Source organism: Stenotrophomonas sp. WZN-1 (assembly GCF_002192255.1).
Lineage (GTDB): Bacteria > Pseudomonadota > Gammaproteobacteria > Xanthomonadales > Xanthomonadaceae > Stenotrophomonas.
Genome location: NZ_CP021768.1, coordinates 4,015,848 through 4,033,239, shown reverse-complemented (window position 1 = coordinate 4,033,239; position 17,392 = coordinate 4,015,848). Strand labels below are relative to the sequence as shown.

Below are 17,392 nucleotides of genomic sequence, written 5' to 3'. Positions count from 1 at the left end.
CTGCTCCAATCGGGTAGGCTGTGCCGGAACTGCCAAGGATCAGCGGGTTCGGATCGTGTCGATCTATGCATTGAAAGGACGTTTTCAGGACCTGTTGCGTCCGGCCGTACGCGGTCTGTACCGCATGGGGATCACCGCCAATACGGTGACCGTGGCCGCCGCCGTGGTCTCGCTGCTGGTGGCTGCCGCCGTCTGGTGCTGCGCGCCGGCCCAGCCCCTGCTGTACCTGCTGCTGCCACTGTGGATGCTGCTGCGCATGGCGCTCAACGCCGTGGACGGCATGCTGGCCCGCGAGTTCGGCCAGCAGTCGCGGCTGGGCGCCTATCTGAACGAGCTGTGTGACGTGATCGCTGACGCGGCGCTGTACCTGAGCCTGCTCAGCGTGCCGGGCGTGCGCCCGGAAGCGCTGTGGCTGCTGGCCTGGACGGCGGCGCTGAGCGAGTACGCCGGGGTGCTGGGGCTGATGGTCGGTGCCAGCCGCCGCTATGACGGCCCGATGGGCAAGAGCGACCGCGCGTTCGTGATCGGCGTGCTGGGCCTGCTGCTGGCGTTCGGCTGGGGTGCTGCGATGACGGTCAGCGGTGTGGCCGCTGCGATGGCGGTGCTGTGCATGCTGACGATGATCAATCGCGTCCGTCGCGGACTGCGGGAAGCGGCGGTTTCGCCGAATTAATCAAGCAGATACAAAAAGACAATCAGGAGATTGCATGCGTCAGGCGCAGGAACGGGAATTCCACAGCTTCGACCAGGTACCGCTGTTCTACCGGTACTGGGCGGGCACCACCGCAACGCCGGCCACCAAGGCCATCGTGCTGCTGCACCGCGGCCACGAGCACTCCGGGCGCGTCACCCACCTGGTCGATGAGCTGGACCTGCCCGACACCGCCTTCTTCGCCTGGGATGCGCGCGGCAATGGCCGTTCGCCAGGCGCGCGCGGCGATGCACCGGGCTTCCCGGCGCTGGTGCGCGACCTGGACAGCTTCATCGCCCACATCGGCGCCGAGCATGGCATCGCGGTGCAGGACATCGTGGTGATCGCGCAGAGCGTGGGGGCGGTGGTCGCCGCGACCTGGGTGCACGACTACGCACCACGCCTGCGCGCGCTGGTGATGGCTTCGCCGGCGTTCAAGGTGAAACTGTACGTGCCGTTCGCACGCCCGGGCCTGGCGCTGATGCAGAAGCTGCGCGGCAACTTCTTCGTCAACAGCTACGTCAAGCCGCAGTGGCTGACCCATGACCCGGCGCGGGTGGAAAGCTACCGCACCGATCCGCTGATCACCCGGCCGATCTCGGTGCGCGTGCTGCTGGGCCTGTACGAAGCGGCCGACCGCATCGTGGCCGATGCGCAGGCGATAAGCGTGCCGGTGCAGCTGCTGGTGTCCGGCTCCGACTTCGTCGTGCACCGTGGCCCGCAGGACCGCTTCTACGAGCGCCTGTCCAGCCCGATCAAGGAGCGCGTGCACTTGCCGGGTTTCTTCCACGACACGCTGGGCGAGCGCGATCGGGCGCCGGCGTTGGCACGCATCCGCAGTTTCATCCAGGCGCGTTTCGCCGAGCCGCTGCGCGAGCTGTCACGGCGCGACGCGCACCGCCATGGGCCGACCTTCGAGGAATCGGAGATTCTGGCCTGGCCACCAGAGCGCAACAGCCTGGCCGACCTGCGCTGGCGGGTGGTACGTGGGGGCCTGCGTTTCGGCGGAACGTTGTCCGAAGGTATCGCGCTGGGACTGCAGACCGGTTTCGATTCGGGCAGCACGCTGGACTACATCTACCGCGACGAAGCGCGTGGCAAGGGCCCGCTGGGCCGCATGGTCGACCGCAACTATCTGGATGCGATCGGCTGGCGTGGCATCCGCATTCGTGGCCAGCACCTGCAGGAACTGCTGCGCGACGCTGCCCAGCGCCTGCGCGGGCAGGGCACGCCGGTTCGCGTGCTGGACGTGGCCGCTGGCCATGGCCGCTACGTGCTGGAAGCACTGGGCCAGGGCGAACAACGCGCCGAGCGCATCGTGCTGCGTGATTTCAGTGATCTGAACGTGACCCAGGGCCAGGCCTTGATCGAGCGCCTGGGTGCGGCCGACATCGCCCGCTTCGAACAGGGCGATGCGTTCGATCCGGCGCAGTTGGCCACGGTGGACCCGGCGCCGACGCTGGCGGTGGTATCGGGCCTGTACGAACTGTTCCCCGACAACGATGCGGTGCTGCGCTCGCTGCAGGGCATTGCCGTGACGGTGCCGATAGGCGGCTACCTGGCCTACACCGGCCAGCCCTGGCACCCGCAGCTGGAATTCATCGCACGCGCACTGACCAGCCACCGGGGTGGCGCAGCGTGGGTGATGCGCCGCCGTACCCAGCAGGAAATGGACGAGCTGGTGCGCCTGGCCGGGTTCGAGAAGGTGGCGCAGCGCATCGATGACTTCGGCATCTTCACCGTGTCGCTGGCGCGCCGGACCGCGTGATGGCGACGCTCGCCGCAACCCCGCTGGCCGCGGAAGGGCGCCCCTGGCGGCGCGCCCTGTTGTGGCTGGCCCTGCTGGGCCCGTTCTTCTTCGCCAGCTATGGCTTCGCCAACTGGATGGCCGGCCGCCATGCCGAACTGCCGGTGATGGCGTTCGGATGGGAAACGCAGATTCCGTTCGTGCCGTGGACGATCGTGCCGTACTGGTCGATCGACCTGTTCTACGCGATCTCGTTCTTCCTGTGCAGGCGTCAGCTGGAACTGGACCGGCACGCGCTGCGGCTGTTCAGTGCACAGCTGATCGCCGTGAGCTGCTTCGTGCTGTGGCCGCTGCGCTTCAGCTTCGAGCGGCCGGAGATCGGCGGTGTGTTCGGCTGGCTGTTCGACGTGTTGCTGGGCTTCGACAAGCCGTTCAACCAGGCGCCGTCACTGCACATCGTGCTGCTGATCGTGCTGTGGGTGAAGTTCGCGCAATACCTGCATGGCGTGTGGCGCTGGGTGTTGCACGTGTGGGCGCTGCTGATCGGCGTTTCGGTGCTGACCACGTTCCAGCACCACTTCATCGATATCCCGACCGGCCTGCTGGCCGGCTGGCTGTGCGTCTGGCTGTGGCCGGAGCAGGGCACGCCGCCATTACGCGCCTGGCGCACCGTGCGCGATGCCAAACGTTGGCGATTGGCAGCGCTGTACCTGCTGGGGGCCGCTGTATTGCTGGTACCGGTGGTGCTTCTGCGTGGCGCGGCGTTGTGGCTGCTGTGGCCGGTGGTGTCGTTGCTGCTGGTGGCACTGGCCTATGCCGGGCTGGGCACGGCGGTGTTCCAGAAGCGCGCCGATGGGCGGCTGACCATGGCGGCGCGCTGGTTGCTGGCGCCGTACCTGGGCGCTGCCTGGATCAATTCGCGGCTGTGGACGCGGCGTGCGCCGCAGCCGGTGGCGGTGATGGATGGCGTGTGGCTGGGGCGCATTCCCCGTACTGCGTTGCCAACGCCCTTGGTGGGCGTGGTCGATGCCTGTGCCGAGCTGTCCGGTCGTGCACCGGGCGCGGCGTATGCCAGCGTGCCGATGCTGGACCTGGTGGTGCCCACGCCGGAACAGCTGCGCGCGGCGGCCGAGGCCATCGAGCGCCTGCGCATGCAGGGGCCGCTGCTGGTGTGTTGCGCGCTGGGCTATTCGCGCAGTGCTGCCAGTGTGGCGGCCTGGCTGTTGCGCAGTGGTCGTGCCACCGATACCGATGCCGCGGTGGCGATCGTGCGCGCGGCACGTCCCGGCATCGTGCTGGGCGCGGCGCATCTGCATGCCATCACCGCCGCAGCGGGAGTACGCACGTGAGTACGGTTCCCGATCTGGCGACCATGCAGCTGCTGCTTCGGCAGGGCCGTTGGCCGGCGTTGCTGTCGCTGGGCCTGTTGCTGGTGGCGTTGCTGCTGCTCGGCACCGAGCCGGGCCTGGCGATGGTTGCTGCCGGCCTGCTGCTGGTCAGCGTCATCGTTGGGCTCGCACAGGCCTACCACGCATGGCGGGTTGGTCTGGATGCCAGCCTGCTGCAGCTGCTGCGCGATGAAGGCCTGGAGGGTGACGCCGCTGCGCGCCGTACCGACCAGCTGCTGCACGACAGCGGCCTGCGCCGCGCAGCGCCCGACGCGCCGTTGCGCGGCTGGGACCTGCGCTGGGCCGGCATGCGCCGCCTGCTGCTGCGCCAGTACCTGCTGACAGGGGTGCAGGTGGTGGTGCTGGTGCTGGCCGTGGTGTGGCCGCAGACGTGAACGGGAGGAGCCGATGTTCGCCGAACTGATTGCCCGCGCCTGCAGTGGCGCGATCCACGTGGTGACCGGTGCGCGCGCGCTGTGGATCGGCTGCGCGCCGTCCAGCGAGCGCCGCGTGTACTACGGCAACCACGCCAGCCATGGTGACTTCGTACTGATCTGGTCGTCGATGCCACCGGCATTGCGGCGGCAGGTGCGCCCGGTTGCCGCAGCCGAGTACTGGCAGCGCGACGGCCTGCGCCGCTACCTGATCGATGCGGTGTTCAACGGTGTGCTGGTCGAGCGCGAGGCCGGCCAGCGTCGGCAGGACCCGTTGCAGGTACTGCGCGATGCGGTGGACGAAGACTGTTCGCTGATCCTGTTCCCGGAAGGCACGCGCAATGTGGGCGATGAGCCGCTGCTGCCGTTCAAGAGCGGCATCTACCACCTGGCGCGACAACGGCCGGAGCTGGAGTTCGTGCCGGTGTGGATCGACAACCTGAAGCGGGTGATGCCGAAGGGCCGGTTCCTGCCGTTGCCATTGCTGTGCACGGCCACCTTCGGCACCCCGCTGCGGCTGCAGGCCGACGAGGACAAGGCCGCGTTCCTGGCGCGCAGCCGGCAGGCGCTGCTGGACCTGGCGCCGAATGGGGGACGTGCATGAGTTTCGTGTTGGATGTATCTGGCGATCTGGCAACGCAGAGCGTCGGCCAGCAGACCGGCCTGCTGTTCGCCGGTGTCGGCGCGGTGCTGGTACTGGCCACGCTGGTGGCCGAAACCCTGCGCTGGCGCCAGCGTGGGCGGCCCAGTGCGGTGATCGCCAACCTGGTGTCGCGTATCCGCGCGTGGTGGGTGATGGCGATCGTGGTCGGGCTGGCGCTGTTCTTCGGCCGTGCCGGGGTGATCGTGCTGTTCGCGATCATCTCGCTGTTCGCGCTGCGCGAGTTCATCACCCTGGCGCCGACCCGCTCGGGCGACTACTACGCGCTGCTGGCCGCGTTCTACATCGTGCTGCCCTGGCAGTACTACCTGGTGTGGATCGACTGGTACGGCATGTACACGCTGCTGATCCCGGTCTATGCGTTCCTGTTCCTGCCGATCCTGTCGACCATCGGTGGCGATACCACGCACTACCTGGAGCGCACGGCGAAGGTGCAGTGGGGGTTGATGATCTGCGTGTTCTGCATCTCGCACGTGCCGCTGCTGCTGAACCTGCACGTGCCCGGCCATGACCCGTCGCGCAACGTGCTGCTGTTCGCCTTCCTGGTGATCGTGGTGCAGTCCTCGGACGTGCTGCAGTACATCTGGGGCAAGCTGCTGGGCAGGCACCTGATCGCGCCGAAGCTGTCGCCGTCGAAGACGGTGGAGGGCTTCGTGGGTGGCGTGCTGAGCGCCAGCGCGCTGGGGGCGGCGCTGTGGTGGATCACCCCGTTCACGCCGCTGCAGGCGTTCGGCCTGTCGCTGCTGATCAACCTGATGGGGTTCTGGGGCGGCCTGGTGATGTCGGCGATCAAGCGCGACCGCGGCATCAAGGACTGGGGGCACATGATCGAGGGCCATGGCGGCATGCTCGACCGGCTCGATTCGGTGTGCTTCGCCGCGCCGGTGTTCTTCCATGTGGTGCGGTACTACTGGAAGGCGGGCGGCGGCGGCTGATTCCGCCGCCGGGGCTGCATCCACGCATGGCGTGGATCTACCGGTCCTGCCATCGTTCATGGGGTTGCCGGCCAGCGGCCGGCACTACCCGCGCACGCTCAGGCGCTGATGCCGTATTCCTTCAGCTTCTTGCGCAAGGTGGCGCGGTGGATGCCCAGCATCGCCGCGGCGCGGCTCTGGTTGCCTTCGCAGTGGTTGAGCACTTCCACGAACAACGGGATTTCCATCTCGCGCAGCACGATCTCGTAGACATCGTCCGCGTCGCAGCCATCAAGGTCACGCAGGTAGCGGCGCACGGACTGGGCGACGTGTTCACGCAGCGGTGGCCGGGGAGCGCCACGACTGTTGTCAGGACGAGAGAGGACAGCGTTCAAGGGGGTTCCCGATCTGGTTGGCCCGTGCGCGCGGAGCGCGCGGCCGGACGAGGTGGTGGCGGCCAGTCTAGCGCGAGCGTGCCCGACCTGCCACGGCTGGTCGCCTCTACCCTGGTCAGAGGAAGTCGAAGGTGAATGCGACGGTGGACGCGGCAGGCTCCTGCACGCGGAACGCGATGCGCGCACTCTGGCCCGGTTCCAGCAGGGCCGCGCCGGGGGCTTCGCCGAGGTACTGTGCCGGTGCGAACACGCCGCTGCCGATCACCCGGCCATCGGCATCGGACAGCGACAGGCGCAGGTCCGGCCAGGCCTGTGCCCAGCGCGCATCGTTGCGGATGCTGGCCTGCACCTGCAGTACGCCGGGTTGGCCCGCCAGCGGACGGATCTCACGACTGGTCATGGTGAACGCGGTGGGCTCGTGCCAGGCCGGCAGGCTGCAGCGCAGTGCGCCGCACAACGCGCCCAGCCAGGCGCGGTTGCTGGCATCGGCGGCCAGTCGCGCACGATCGGCCAGCACGCTCTGCAGTACCAGCAGCAGTGCCAGCCCGGCGACCAGCACCCAGTGCCAGTGCGGCGTCGGCAGCGCGCGCGGCCGTGAAGTGCCCAGGAAGCTCGGCGCATCCCCCGCCACGGCCTGCGCGGCCGGGGCGGCAAGGACGGGTTCGATCACGGCCGCTTCGTCGAGGATGACGGTGTCATCGCTCTGTCGCGTCTCCGCCATCGGCGGTACCGCCGCGTCGATCGGGTCGCCGGTCTCCGCGGCAGGGATGCCGTGCAGCGCTGGATCGGGCGTGCGCGCATCGGTCGCAGGTGCAGCCTCGCCTTCCGGCGCGGGGCGCAGGAAGGTAGCCAAAGGGCGGCGCGGCGGGTTCGGCTCGGACATGCTCAGGGCGCGGGCTCGGATCCAGCGGTCATTCAATCACGATCAGGCGCGGCGCACGCCGGTGATGCGCATCCAGTCGCCATCCTGGGTGGCCTGCAGATCGTCGAACCACGCGGCATAGCGCTGCAGCAGTTCGCCTTCCTGGCCATGCAGGATGCCCGACAGGGCGATGCGACCGCCAGCGGCGACGCGTGCGGCCAGCAGCTCGGCCAGCGCATCCAGCGCCGAGGCAAGGATGTTGGCGACCACGATCGGATAGGTGGCGACCGGTTCGTCCTGCGGCAGGTACACCTGCATGCGGGCCTGCTCGCCATTGCGCTCGGCATTGTCGGCGGTGGCGACCAGCGCCTGCGGATCGTTGTCCACGCCGATCGCTTCGGCGGCGCCCAGCTTCAGCGCGGCCAGTGCGAGGATGCCCGAGCCGCAGCCGAAGTCGAGCACGCGCTGGCCCTGCAGTTGGCCGTCCACGGCCAGCTGGTCCAGCCAGCGCAGGCACAGGGCGGTGGTCGGGTGGGTGCCCGAGCCGAACGCCAGGCCCGGGTCCAGCCGCACCACGGCGGCATCGTCGGCCTGTGCAGCGTCCGGCAGTTCATGGTTCCACGGCACGATCCAGGTGCGGCTGCCGAAATCCATCGGCTGGAACTGATCCAGCCAGGCGCGTTCCCAGTCTTCGTCTTCGACCGCACGGAAGCTGCCATTGCTCCAGTCCAGCTCCGGGTCGAACGATTCCAGTGCGGCCAGCAGCAGCAGCGCGTTGCTGTCGGCGGGGAACAGCGCGCTCAGCACCAGGGTGTCCCACAGTGGCGTTTCACCCACGCCCGGTTCGAGGATGGCCTGTTCGTTGCTGGTGTCGGCTTCGGCATCGAGCAGGGTCACCGCCAGTGCGCCGACGTCCTCCAGCGCATTTTCATAGCGGGGCTGGGTGGCTTCGGTGCAGCGCAGGGTCAGTTCCAGGAACGGCATGGCGGTGGGGGCAATCGCGGGAAAGGGGGCCATGCTAGACCATTGGGGCGTCTCCGTATTGCCTGAGATGCCGCTTTGAGATGAACGGGGGCAGTTCAGACAGGCCTCTCAGGCCTTGCTAAACTCAGCGCTTTCCTGTGTGCCATGCACGCTCGCACCCGCCGATGGCCTTCGCTCCAACCCTGAAAACCTGGTTGCTCGTGCTGCCGGCGGTAGCCGTGCTGGGCGTGGCCGGGTATCGGGCCAGCGGCCATGCGGCGGGCGTGGCGTCGCCATCGGCGTCGCCGGACCTGCCGCTGGCCGTGGCCAGCCGTGACAGCGGAGCGCCGCTGCCGGTGGTGCCGGAAGCACTGGCGCGACGGCTGGCGGCCTTCGAGCGCGGCAACACGCTGCCGTCGGGCCTGCCGCTGGACCTGCGCGCCGACATCGAAGACGCCAGCGACCTGTATGCCTACGCCCAGCGCCTGCGCACACAGGCCGACAACGGCAATCACGAGGCGCGCTGGATGCTCAGCCGCGTCTATGACTATTGCGCGCAGTACGCACTCGATCCGGGTGGCTACCGCCTGGACAACAACGTACTGAGCGGGTTGGGCCTGACGGCGGCGCCGGCGATGATCGAGGCGCGCGAGCGCGTGGCGCAGCGCTGCGGAGGATTCGTGCCGGGCGACAAGCTAGGCGCGGCGCTGGTGCTTTCCGAGCGCCGCAAAGCGGCCGCACAGGGCAACCTGGCCGCGGAAGCAGCGCTGTTCGCCGAAGGTGAGCCGCTGCACGACAGTGCCGAATACCGCCGCGACCTGGTCGAGCGCGTGCGCATCTCGCGTGACCCGGAGGCCTACATGGCCATCGCGCCGGGCATGGGCGTGCGTGCTGCCGGTGACCGCGCGCTTGACGGGCTGGTGGCGGGCGAGCAGCTCAGTGAACTTGCATGGCGGCTTGCGGCCTGTGAACTCGGTCTAGCCTGTGGAGCGGACAGCGTGCTGGTCAACAATTTTTGTGCGAACGGAGGGATCTGTTCGCAGGATGGAGCGCAGGATTTCCGGGATTTCGTGTATGACGCTGCGGTATCGCGGCAAGGTGCTGGGAAAATGAAGGAATGGATCAAGCGATTGGTTGGAAAGAGGGACGGGCGATGAATTACCGTCGATTCCTGCATGGGGCCAAGTTCTGGTTCTGGGTGGCGCTGTTCGTGGCCTACTCGGCCGGCGCGGTCGGCCTGCTGATGATCGATACCTACGAGGACCGCTACCGGCATCTGTCGAAGGTGGAGCTGACCACGGTGAAGGCGCAGGAAGACGTGCGCCGCGCCGGTGCCAGCCAGGTCGCTGCGGTCTATCGCGCGCAGAGTGGCATGCCATTCGCTTCACTGCCGGCCGGCAGCACCTTCCAGGTGGTGTGGCCCGATGGTTCCACCGAAACCATGGTGATCGTCGACCCGACCTCGCCCAATGGCGTGCGGCCGCTGGCCAACTCGCAGATCCCGGCGACGGCGGCGGACGCGCGCTGAGCCTGCCTGGGTAGAGCCGGGCAGGCCCCGGCTGTGCTTTCCGGCAAGCCGAGCATGGGCTCGGCTACAGAAACAGAAAAGGGCGGGGAGATCCCCGCCCTTTTCATGTCCAGCACCTGGCGCCGATCAGGTCAGTGCGATCGGCTTGTTCTTGCGCTCGGCAAGGCGCTTTTCCAGGTAGTGGATGTTCTGGCCACCGGCCTGGAAGCCCTTGTCACGCATGATCCGCTGCTGCAGGGCGATGTTGGTCTTGATGCCATCGACCACCATTTCGCTCAGCGCCACCCGCATGCGGGCGATGGCAGTTTCGCGGTCCGGGCCGTGCACGATCAGCTTGCCGATCATCGAGTCGTAGTTCGACGGCACGCGGTAGCCACTGTAGATATGGGTATCCACGCGCACGCCGGGGCCACCCGGCGGATGGAAGCCGGTGATGGTGCCCGGGCTCGGCACGAAGGTCTCGGCATCTTCGGCATTGATGCGGCATTCGATGGCATGGCCGGTCAGCACCACGTCGCTCTGCTTGATCGACAGCTTCTGGCCGGCGGCGATCTTCAGCTGCTCGGCCACCAGGTCGATGCCGGTGACCATTTCGGTGACCGGATGCTCCACCTGGATGCGGGTGTTCATTTCGATGAAGTAGAAGCGGCCGTCCTCGTACAGGAACTCGAACGTGCCGGCACCGCGGTAACCGATGCGCACGCAGGCTTCGGTGCACACCTTGCCGATCTGCTCGCGCTGTTCGGCGCTGATGCCTGGTGCCGGTGCTTCTTCCACCACCTTCTGGTGGCGGCGCTGCATCGAGCAGTCGCGCTCACCCAGGTGGATGGCGTTGCCCTGGCCGTCGGCCAGCACCTGGATCTCCACGTGGCGCGGATTCTCCAGGAACTTCTCCATGTAGACCTCGCCATTGCCGAACGCGGCCTTGGCCTCGCTCTTGGTGGTTTCGATCGAGGTCTTCAGCGAGGCTTCGGCGTGCACCACGCGCATGCCGCGGCCACCGCCGCCACCGGCCGCCTTGATGATGACCGGGTAACCGATCTCACGGGCGATCTTGGTGTTGGCGACGATGTCCTCGCCCAGCGGGCCGCCCGAGCCGGGCACGCACGGCACGCCGGCGGACTTCATCGCGCGGATGGCTTCGACCTTGTCACCCATCATGCGGATGGTGTCGGCCTTGGGGCCGATGAAGATGAAGCCGGACTCTTCCACGCGTTCGGCGAAGTCGGCGTTCTCCGACAGGAAGCCGTAACCCGGGTGGATGGCCTGGGCGTCGGTGACTTCCGCCGCGGCGATCAGTGCCGGGATGTTGAGGTAGCTCTGCGGCGACGGCGCCGGACCGATGCAGACCGACTCGTCGGCCATGGCCACGTGCTTGAGGTTGCGGTCGACCGTGGAGTGCACGGCCACCGTGCGGATGCCGAGGGTATGGCACGCGCGCAGGATGCGCAGCGCGATCTCCCCTCGGTTGGCGATGACGACTTTGTCGAGCATGGCGTGCCCCTCAGCCGATCACGAACAGCGGCTGGTCGAATTCCACCGGCTGGCCGTTCTCGCCGAGGATGGCGACGATGGTGCCGGACGTGTCGGCTTCGATCGGGTTGAACATCTTCATCGCTTCGATGATGGCCAGGGTTTCGCCTTCCTTGACCTGCTGGCCAACGGTGACGAAGGCCGGCTTGTCCGGGGCAGACGAGGCGTAGAAGGTGCCGACCATCGGCGAGCGCAGCACGTGGCCTTCCGGCAGCGCCGGGCCCGGCTTGGCGGTGCCGCCGGTGGAGGCTTCGGTCGGCGACTGCATCGGCATCGCCTGCGGCGCCGGAGCGGCCGGAGCGGCGTACACCGGGGCGGCGACCGGGGCGGCATAGCCGGCCACCGGGGCGCGCGACAGGCGCACCGACTCTTCGCCTTCCTTGATTTCGATTTCAGCCAGGTTCGACTCTTCCAGCAGGTCGATCAGCTTCTTGATTTTGCGGAGATCCATGGTGGCCTCTTTGCTCGTGATGTCAGTGTGGTGGGGAGTGCGGTTGCACTCGGGTCAAAGCAGTTCGTAGAACTCGCGCAGCTGCCGCGTACGGTCGCGCGTCTGGGTGATCAGGCATTGCATCTTCGCAGGGTTGCGCGAGGTGCCGTCTGCATTGAAGGCGTAGACCGCCTCGCAGTCTGCATCGCGCAGGGTGATCCAGATGCGCTGGGCCTTCACCAGCTGTTGTTCGGCCGCCGCGCAGCGGCTGCAGCTGCCATCGGCCGCCTGTGCCTTCAGTTCGTCGAGTGCCTGCGCGTAGACGGCGTTCAATTCGCGGTCGACATCGTCCAGGCGATCGGAATCGCACATGTCGCGCTCGTAGCCGCCGGTGGCCTGCGCGCAGTCGATGCCGTCGGCACTGCGGTCGCCCGCATGGGCAACGCCACACAGGCCGGCGCACAGCGCGAGGCTGGCGAGCACACGCGGCAGCATCTTCACGCGCGGGCCGCCTGCATGCGCAGCAGTGCCGCGTCCATCGCGTACCGGTAGCTGTCGGCACCGAAGCCGCATACCACGCCCACCGCCTTGTCACTGAAGTAGCTGTGCTGGCGGAACGGCTCGCGGGTATGCGGGTTGGACAGGTGGATCTCGATGAACGGCACCGCCACCGCCGCCAGCGCATCGCGCAGGGCGACCGAGGTGTGGGTGAAGGCGGCGGGGTTGATCAGGATGAAAGCGGTTCCGTCACTGCGCGCGGCCTGCACGCGGTCCACCAGCACATGCTCGGCATTGGACTGCAGGCTTTCCACCGTATGCCCTGCGGCCGATGCCTGGGCGGCCATGGCCTGGTCGATGTCGGCCAGCGTGGTATGGCCGTAGACGTCCGGCTCGCGGGTGCCGAGCAGGTTGAGGTTGGGGCCGTGCAGGACCAGCAGCTTCGCCATGGGATCCGGAAGACGGGAAAGGGCGGCAGTCTGGCGGAACCGGCGGATGCTGTCCAGTTCGGCGAAGTTTGCATCGTTTCAATCGATTGTTTGAAATTGGCCGGAGTGCTTGTGGCCGTACGGCGGGCGCTGGATCAAGGCGCGCTGAACGTGGTGCTGGCCGGGGATGCTGGCACGTAGGCCGACGATGCCGGCAACGCCGGGCGATGGCGGATGCCGCAACGGGCCGTGATGCGCTAGCCACGCCGCCATGCGTAGATGACGGACCGCCGGCCGGTAGATCCACGCCATGCGTGGATGAAGGACGTTCGGTGGGCAGCACGCTACGCACCCACCGAGGGGCAGCCTAAGGTGCGCTGCACGCCACCCACCGCCCCCGCCACGCACCCGCTCAGGTCTCCAGCGGCACCGTCGGCACCACGTTCGGGAACACCTCCTCCAGTGGCTCCCGTTCCCCCGGCTTCGGCGCCGGCCAGTTGTAGGCATTCACCGGCTGCGCGCGGTTCACCCACAACGCGTAATGCAGATGGTCGGCGCGGCCATCGCCGGTATTGGGGTGGATCAGGATGGTCAGGCCCAGGCTGTTGAGCTGCAGCCAGGGCACCAGCACCGGCAGCAGGTCGTTGGTGAAGCCGAAATAGAACGACGGGGTGACGTGTGGCCCGCGCGGCTCAAGGTTCCAGTTGCCCAGCTCCACCGGGAAGCGCTCGGCGGCCCAGCGCCGCAGCAGCGCGGCCTTCTCGAAGCTGTCCTCATCGAAGTAGATGTGCGCGTGGTAGCTCTTGATGTCGGTGTAGGCACGTGGCCGGGTGGGCAGCGTGGCCTCGCCGGGGCGCACGCTGGCCGGACGCGGGGTGGGTTCGCTGGCCGTGGCCTGGCCCCAGGGGCTGCGGCCCTCGGGCGCTGGCGGAACGATGGCGCGGAAGCCGGGCCGCCCGGGTTCGGTGGTGTTCAAGGCGTTATCGCTGCGCGCGGCTGCGGTCGAGGCGCTGGCCAGGCCGCCGGCGGCCAGTCCGGCCGACGCGATCAGGCGTCGGCGCGTGGGTGAGAGCAGATCGGCCCAGTGGGCGTCATCGTCGCCGACGTCGACGAGGGGCTGCGGGTCCGGGTGCATGGAGGGCTCCGTGGCGGCACTGTGTGGGCAGGCAAGCACGCTCGTGCAGCGCGCACGGTGGTGTCCAATAAGCAGCCGGTATCACCTTATGCATGGCCGCCTCCGTCACCATTGAGCGCGGCCGGACGGCGGGCTAGGGTGCAGCTCTGCCGCCCCGGAGCCCGCCATGACCTCGTTCGATGCCGACCTCCCGCGCAAGCGCGCGGCCTTCCGCCAGCTGCATGCAGCCGGGTGCTTCGTGCTGCCCAATCCGTGGGATGTGGGCAGTGCGCGCTACCTGCAGCGGCAGGGCTTCCAGGCACTGGCCACGACCAGTGCCGGCTGCGCCTGGAGTGAAGGGCGGCCGGATGGCGCGGTTTCGCTGCAGGCCACGCTGGAACATCTGCGGCTGATGGCGGCAGCGACACCGCTGCCGTTGAACGCCGATTTCGGTGATGGCTTCGGTGCCACCCCACAGGCGGTGCAGGAGGCGGTGGCCGCGGCGATCGACACCGGCATCGCGGCGTTGTCGATCGAGGATGCCAGTGGCGTAGCCGATGCGCCGCTGCGGCCGATCGGGCAGGCGGTCGAGCGATTGCGCGCGGCACGTACAGCCATCGATCGTGCGGGCGGCGACGTGCTGCTGGTCGGGCGAGCCGAGAATTTCTTCGTTGGCGTCCCGGATCTGCAGGACACCCTGCAGCGTCTGCGTGCCTATGCCGAGGCCGGCGCCGATGTGCTGTATGCACCGGGCATCAGCACGCGCGAACAGATCAGTGCGGTGGTTGCCGCTGCGGGATCGAAGCCGGTGAACCTGCTGGTAGGTGGTCCGACACCGCTGAGCCTGCAGGACATCGCCGCACTCGGTGTGCGCCGGGTCAGCCTGGGCGGTGCGCTGGCGCGCGCAGCATGGGGAGGGCTGATGCAGGCGACCCAGCCGATCGTGCAGGACGGTCGCTTCGATGGCCTGCAGCAGGCGGCTTCCGGGGCTGCGTTGAACGCGCTGTTCCTCGGTGCGGGCTTGGGCTGGCAGGGACAGTAGATCCACGCCATGCGTGGATGGATGCGCCTACACCTACAGCGCTTGCGTCTCACTCTCCGGCAGGATCACGTCCGGCTCCAGGTCGGGCAGCAGCAACTGCAACAGCCCGGGGTTGTCCGGCAGCGCGGCGCCATCCAGATAGCGCCATTGCGTGGTACCGACGCGCCGCACAGCGACCATGAATGACGTGCTGCGCATCGGCGCTTCGCGCACGCGCAACAGTGACTGGCGCGGTACGAAGCAGACTTCCTCGTCACCGGCCGCATAGGTGCGGCCCGGCACGCCCGCTTCGTCGCTGATGATGGTGACGCCGGCCTTGCGCAGCGCCTTCACCGTGTTGCGGGTCGCCCGCGCATAGGCCTCGTCGCCGCCGGCCAGCTGTTTCAGGCTGGGATGGGTGCGCGCGATGATCAGCTCGGTATCGCCCCGGGCGAAGGCGTCCATCATCGCCTGCACCTCCTTGCGCAATGCGGCCGAGTCTTCCGGACTGAGTTCACCGGCCAGCGCGGGCGCAACGGCCATTGCCATCGGCAGCGCCAGCAGAAGGGAAAGCAGATATCGGTGCATCGTCGGGTACCTCAGCGGGAACCGCCGCACTATACGGTGGATGCGGAAACAGCATCCCACGCATGGTGCTGGTATCCCCGGCGTCACTACTTACTATTAGTAGTTAGTGAATTCCGGAACTCCCCCATGCACACCCTCATCGTTACCGCCCATCCTGAATCCGGCGCGTTGACCCATGCCATCGCCAGGCGCATCGGCCAAGCCATCACCGCGTCGGATGCCGCCAACCGCGTGACCCACGCCGATCTGGTGGCCGAAGGCTTCGATCCGCGCTTCAACATGCAGGACCAGGCGCTGTTCCGTGGCACCGGCGCAACGCCGGCCGATGTCGCCGCAGAGCAGGCGCGGCTGGAGGTTGCCGATACGCTGGTACTGGTCTACCCGCTGTACTGGTGGTCGTTCCCCGCGCTGCTGAAGGGATGGATCGATCGAGTGTTCACCCAGGGCTGGGCCTACCAGGACGGTGCCGATGGCAAGGTGCAGAAAAAGCTGCAGTGGTTGCGCGTGCACCTGGTCGGCGTCGGCGGGGCCGGCGCGGACATGATCGAACGGCGCGGCTACGGTGCGGCGATGAAGACCCAGATCGACATGGGCATCTTCGACTACTGCGGCGCACGCGTGCTGTCGTCCGACCTGCTGCTGGACGCCGATTCCGGTGCAGCCGAAGCGCATCTGCAGACCGCGCTGGCGATCGGCCGTAAAATCGGTACTCCGATGCGCTGACCGACGTGCTCCACCGATGCCTGCCAACGCCGCACCCACGCGCCGCCGATTGACCCGCGAGCAACGCGCCCGCCAGTTGCTGGACGTGGCCTGGGCGCTGGTCGGCGACGAAGGTACCGATGCGCTGACGCTGGGGCGGCTGGCCGAGGCTGCGGGTGTGACCAAGCCGGTGGCCTACGATCACTTCGTGACCCGCAATGGGCTGCTGGCCGCGCTTTACGATGACTACGACGGCCGCCAGACGCTGGTCTTCAACGAGCGCATCGGTCGCGCCAGGGCGCAGCTGGCCGATCGTGCGGCGGCCATCGCCTCCGGCTACATCGACTGCATCCTCAGCCAGGGCAGTGAAGTGCAGGGCATCCTTGCCGCGCTGGTCGGTGCACCCGAACTGCGCGAGGTGAGGCGGCGCTACCAGCAGGATTTCATCGACAACTGCGACACCTGGCTGGGCCCGTTTGCGGCCGATGGCACGGTGCCACTGGCCGGGCGCTGGGCGATTCTCGGTGCGGCCGAAGCCCTGTCCGAAGCCGTGGCGGCGGGCGCGCTGGACAAGGCCGACGCCGAGGCCGAGCTGCAGTGCTTGATCGTGGCGACGGTCAAGCGGCGCTGAGCCGCTCAGGCGTCGGCGGTGTTGCCGGCCAGCGCCGCGAACCCGGCGGCCAGACGCTCGCGCACAAGGGCATCGCGTGCGTCGCGGCTTCCAGAACCCAGGACCACGGTGATCAGGCGTACCGGCTGATCACGCCCGGGCACTGACCGGCATGCGGTGGCGGCCAGGCAGAAGCCTGCTGCCTGGGTGTAGCCGGTCTTCAATCCATCCACGCCGTTTTCGCCAAGCAGGGCGTTCTGGTTGCTGCGGCTGAAGCTGCCATGCGCGAACGCGCGCTGTGCGGTGATCGCCAGGATCTGCGGATGGTCGTTCAGCAGGCAGGCGGCGAGTACCGCCATGTCGCGCGCGCTGGAGGCATGGTGCGGGGTGGTGATGCCGGACACGCTGGCGAACCACGTGCTGCGCAGGCCAAGCTGGTGCGCGTGCCGGTTCATGCGGTCCAGGAACGCAGGCTGTGATCCGTCCAGATGGCGCGCGATGGCCAGCGCCGCATCATTGCCGGAGACGATCATCAACCCTTCCAGCAGGCGTGCCAGGCTGACCCTTTCGCCGGGCAGCAGGCCCATGCGCGTTTCATCGCCGGCCACCGCATGCACATCCTCGGCGGCGATGATGACCGCTTCGTCCCACGCCCTTCCGTTCTCTTCGACACATTCGTAAGCGGCGTAGGCGGTCATCAGCTTGGTCAGCGAGGCCGGTTGCCGCGCGATGCCCGCGTTGTGCTGGTGGATCACCGCGAAGGTGCTGGCTTCGATGGTGATGGAGGACAGCGGCGCGCGCGCAGGAGCAGGAGACGGCATGGATGCGGCGATGGATGAGGGCCTGCAGGATAGCCCGCAGCGGCTGCATGAAGCTGCAATATTG

21 protein-coding genes are annotated in these 17,392 nt (G+C 68.0%); 11 read left to right on the top strand and 10 right to left on the bottom strand.

Going from position 1 to position 17,392, the window contains the following annotated elements; translation table 11 throughout:
- The first annotated feature begins 55 nt into the window (after positions 1–55).
- Genes CCR98_RS18840 through CCR98_RS18815 form a run of 6 tightly spaced genes read left to right on the top strand, consistent with a single transcriptional unit; the run spans position 56 to position 5,856 of the window.
- Complete coding sequence (locus CCR98_RS18840) at positions 56–673, top strand: CDP-alcohol phosphatidyltransferase family protein (protein WP_087923794.1); 618 nt, start codon at positions 56–58, stop codon at positions 671–673.
- Between the two features lie 34 nt (positions 674–707).
- Positions 708–2,459, top strand: a complete 1,752-nt coding sequence (locus CCR98_RS18835) for a bifunctional alpha/beta hydrolase/class I SAM-dependent methyltransferase (protein ID WP_087923793.1) — start codon at positions 708–710, stop codon at positions 2,457–2,459.
- Positions 2,459–3,787, top strand: a complete 1,329-nt coding sequence (locus tag CCR98_RS18830; protein ID WP_087923792.1) for a phosphatase PAP2/dual specificity phosphatase family protein — start codon at positions 2,459–2,461, stop codon at positions 3,785–3,787. The genes CCR98_RS18835 and CCR98_RS18830 overlap by 1 nt, the downstream gene beginning before the upstream one ends.
- Entirely contained in the window at positions 3,784–4,221 is a 438-nt protein-coding gene (locus CCR98_RS18825; protein WP_087923791.1) for a hypothetical protein, read from the top strand. Before CCR98_RS18830 ends, CCR98_RS18825 begins: the two co-directional genes overlap by 4 nt.
- A 13-nt stretch (positions 4,222–4,234) precedes the next feature.
- Entirely contained in the window at positions 4,235–4,864 is a 630-nt protein-coding gene (locus CCR98_RS18820; protein ID WP_087923790.1) for a lysophospholipid acyltransferase family protein, read from the top strand.
- Complete coding sequence (locus CCR98_RS18815; protein WP_087923789.1) at positions 4,861–5,856, top strand: phosphatidate cytidylyltransferase; 996 nt, start codon at positions 4,861–4,863, stop codon at positions 5,854–5,856. Before CCR98_RS18820 ends, CCR98_RS18815 begins: the two co-directional genes overlap by 4 nt.
- 98 nt (positions 5,857–5,954) lie before the next feature.
- Here the strand turns inward: CCR98_RS18815 and fis are convergent, their stop codons facing one another.
- The 3 genes from fis to prmA form a co-directional block, all read right to left on the bottom strand.
- Entirely contained in the window at positions 5,955–6,230 is a 276-nt protein-coding gene (gene fis, locus CCR98_RS18810) for a DNA-binding transcriptional regulator Fis (RefSeq protein ID WP_005419706.1), read from the bottom strand.
- Between the two features lie 115 nt (positions 6,231–6,345).
- A complete protein-coding gene (locus CCR98_RS18805; RefSeq protein ID WP_087923788.1) occupies positions 6,346–7,113 on the bottom strand; it encodes a DUF3426 domain-containing protein in 768 nt (255 codons plus the stop codon).
- A 42-nt stretch (positions 7,114–7,155) separates the two neighbouring features.
- Positions 7,156–8,076, bottom strand: a complete 921-nt coding sequence (gene prmA, locus CCR98_RS18800; RefSeq protein WP_087923787.1) for a 50S ribosomal protein L11 methyltransferase — start codon at positions 8,074–8,076, stop codon at positions 7,156–7,158.
- A 164-nt stretch (positions 8,077–8,240) separates the two neighbouring features.
- On the opposite strand from prmA, the gene CCR98_RS18795 reads away from it, so the two are divergent.
- Together CCR98_RS18795 and CCR98_RS18790 are read left to right on the top strand one after the other, a co-directional pair.
- Complete coding sequence (locus CCR98_RS18795) at positions 8,241–9,212, top strand: hypothetical protein (RefSeq protein WP_087923786.1); 972 nt, start codon at positions 8,241–8,243, stop codon at positions 9,210–9,212.
- On the top strand, positions 9,209–9,583 hold the full coding sequence (locus CCR98_RS18790) for a hypothetical protein (RefSeq protein WP_014038687.1): 375 nt from the start codon (positions 9,209–9,211) through the stop codon (positions 9,581–9,583). Before CCR98_RS18795 ends, CCR98_RS18790 begins: the two co-directional genes overlap by 4 nt.
- A gap of 126 nt (positions 9,584–9,709) precedes the next feature.
- Here CCR98_RS18790 and accC read toward each other — a convergent pair whose 3' ends face one another.
- The 5 genes from accC to CCR98_RS18765 form a co-directional block, all read right to left on the bottom strand.
- Positions 9,710–11,077: an acetyl-CoA carboxylase biotin carboxylase subunit gene (gene accC, locus CCR98_RS18785; protein WP_006473295.1), complete on the bottom strand. Its 1,368-nt coding sequence runs from the start codon at positions 11,075–11,077 to the stop codon at positions 9,710–9,712.
- 10 nt (positions 11,078–11,087) lie between these two features.
- Entirely contained in the window at positions 11,088–11,567 is a 480-nt protein-coding gene (accB, locus tag CCR98_RS18780) for an acetyl-CoA carboxylase biotin carboxyl carrier protein (RefSeq protein WP_005411252.1), read from the bottom strand.
- A gap of 54 nt (positions 11,568–11,621) precedes the next feature.
- Positions 11,622–12,047: a lysozyme inhibitor LprI family protein gene (locus CCR98_RS18775; protein WP_087923785.1), complete on the bottom strand. Its 426-nt coding sequence runs from the start codon at positions 12,045–12,047 to the stop codon at positions 11,622–11,624.
- Complete coding sequence (gene aroQ / locus CCR98_RS18770) at positions 12,044–12,493, bottom strand: type II 3-dehydroquinate dehydratase (protein WP_087923784.1); 450 nt, start codon at positions 12,491–12,493, stop codon at positions 12,044–12,046. Before aroQ ends, CCR98_RS18775 begins: the two co-directional genes overlap by 4 nt.
- 391 nt (positions 12,494–12,884) lie before the next feature.
- Positions 12,885–13,607, bottom strand: coding sequence for a DOPA 4,5-dioxygenase family protein (locus CCR98_RS18765; RefSeq protein ID WP_087923783.1), 723 nt, complete (start codon positions 13,605–13,607; stop codon positions 12,885–12,887).
- Between the two features lie 166 nt (positions 13,608–13,773).
- Here CCR98_RS18765 and CCR98_RS18760 point away from each other — a divergent pair, with 166 nt between their 5' ends.
- A complete protein-coding gene (locus CCR98_RS18760; RefSeq protein ID WP_087923782.1) occupies positions 13,774–14,628 on the top strand; it encodes an isocitrate lyase/phosphoenolpyruvate mutase family protein in 855 nt (284 codons plus the stop codon).
- Positions 14,629–14,661: 33 nt separating this feature from the next.
- Here CCR98_RS18760 and CCR98_RS18755 read toward each other — a convergent pair whose 3' ends face one another.
- Positions 14,662–15,195 carry a hypothetical protein gene (locus CCR98_RS18755; protein WP_087923781.1) on the bottom strand — a complete coding sequence of 178 codons (534 nt, stop codon included), beginning with the start codon at positions 15,193–15,195 and terminating at the stop codon, positions 14,662–14,664.
- 126 nt (positions 15,196–15,321) lie between these two features.
- On the opposite strand from CCR98_RS18755, the gene CCR98_RS18750 reads away from it, so the two are divergent.
- The gene (locus CCR98_RS18750) at positions 15,322–15,918 is read left to right on the top strand and encodes an NAD(P)H-dependent oxidoreductase (protein WP_087923780.1); all 597 of its coding nucleotides are present in this window, start codon (positions 15,322–15,324) and stop codon (positions 15,916–15,918) included.
- A gap of 16 nt (positions 15,919–15,934) precedes the next feature.
- Positions 15,935–16,528 (top strand): TetR/AcrR family transcriptional regulator, encoded by a 594-nt coding sequence (locus tag CCR98_RS18745; protein ID WP_087923779.1) that lies wholly within the window; start codon positions 15,935–15,937, stop codon positions 16,526–16,528.
- Between the two features lie 5 nt (positions 16,529–16,533).
- Here the strand turns inward: CCR98_RS18745 and CCR98_RS18740 are convergent, their stop codons facing one another.
- On the bottom strand, positions 16,534–17,328 hold the full coding sequence (locus tag CCR98_RS18740) for a D-alanyl-D-alanine carboxypeptidase family protein (protein ID WP_087923778.1): 795 nt from the start codon (positions 17,326–17,328) through the stop codon (positions 16,534–16,536).
- Positions 17,329–17,392 lie beyond the last annotated feature (64 nt).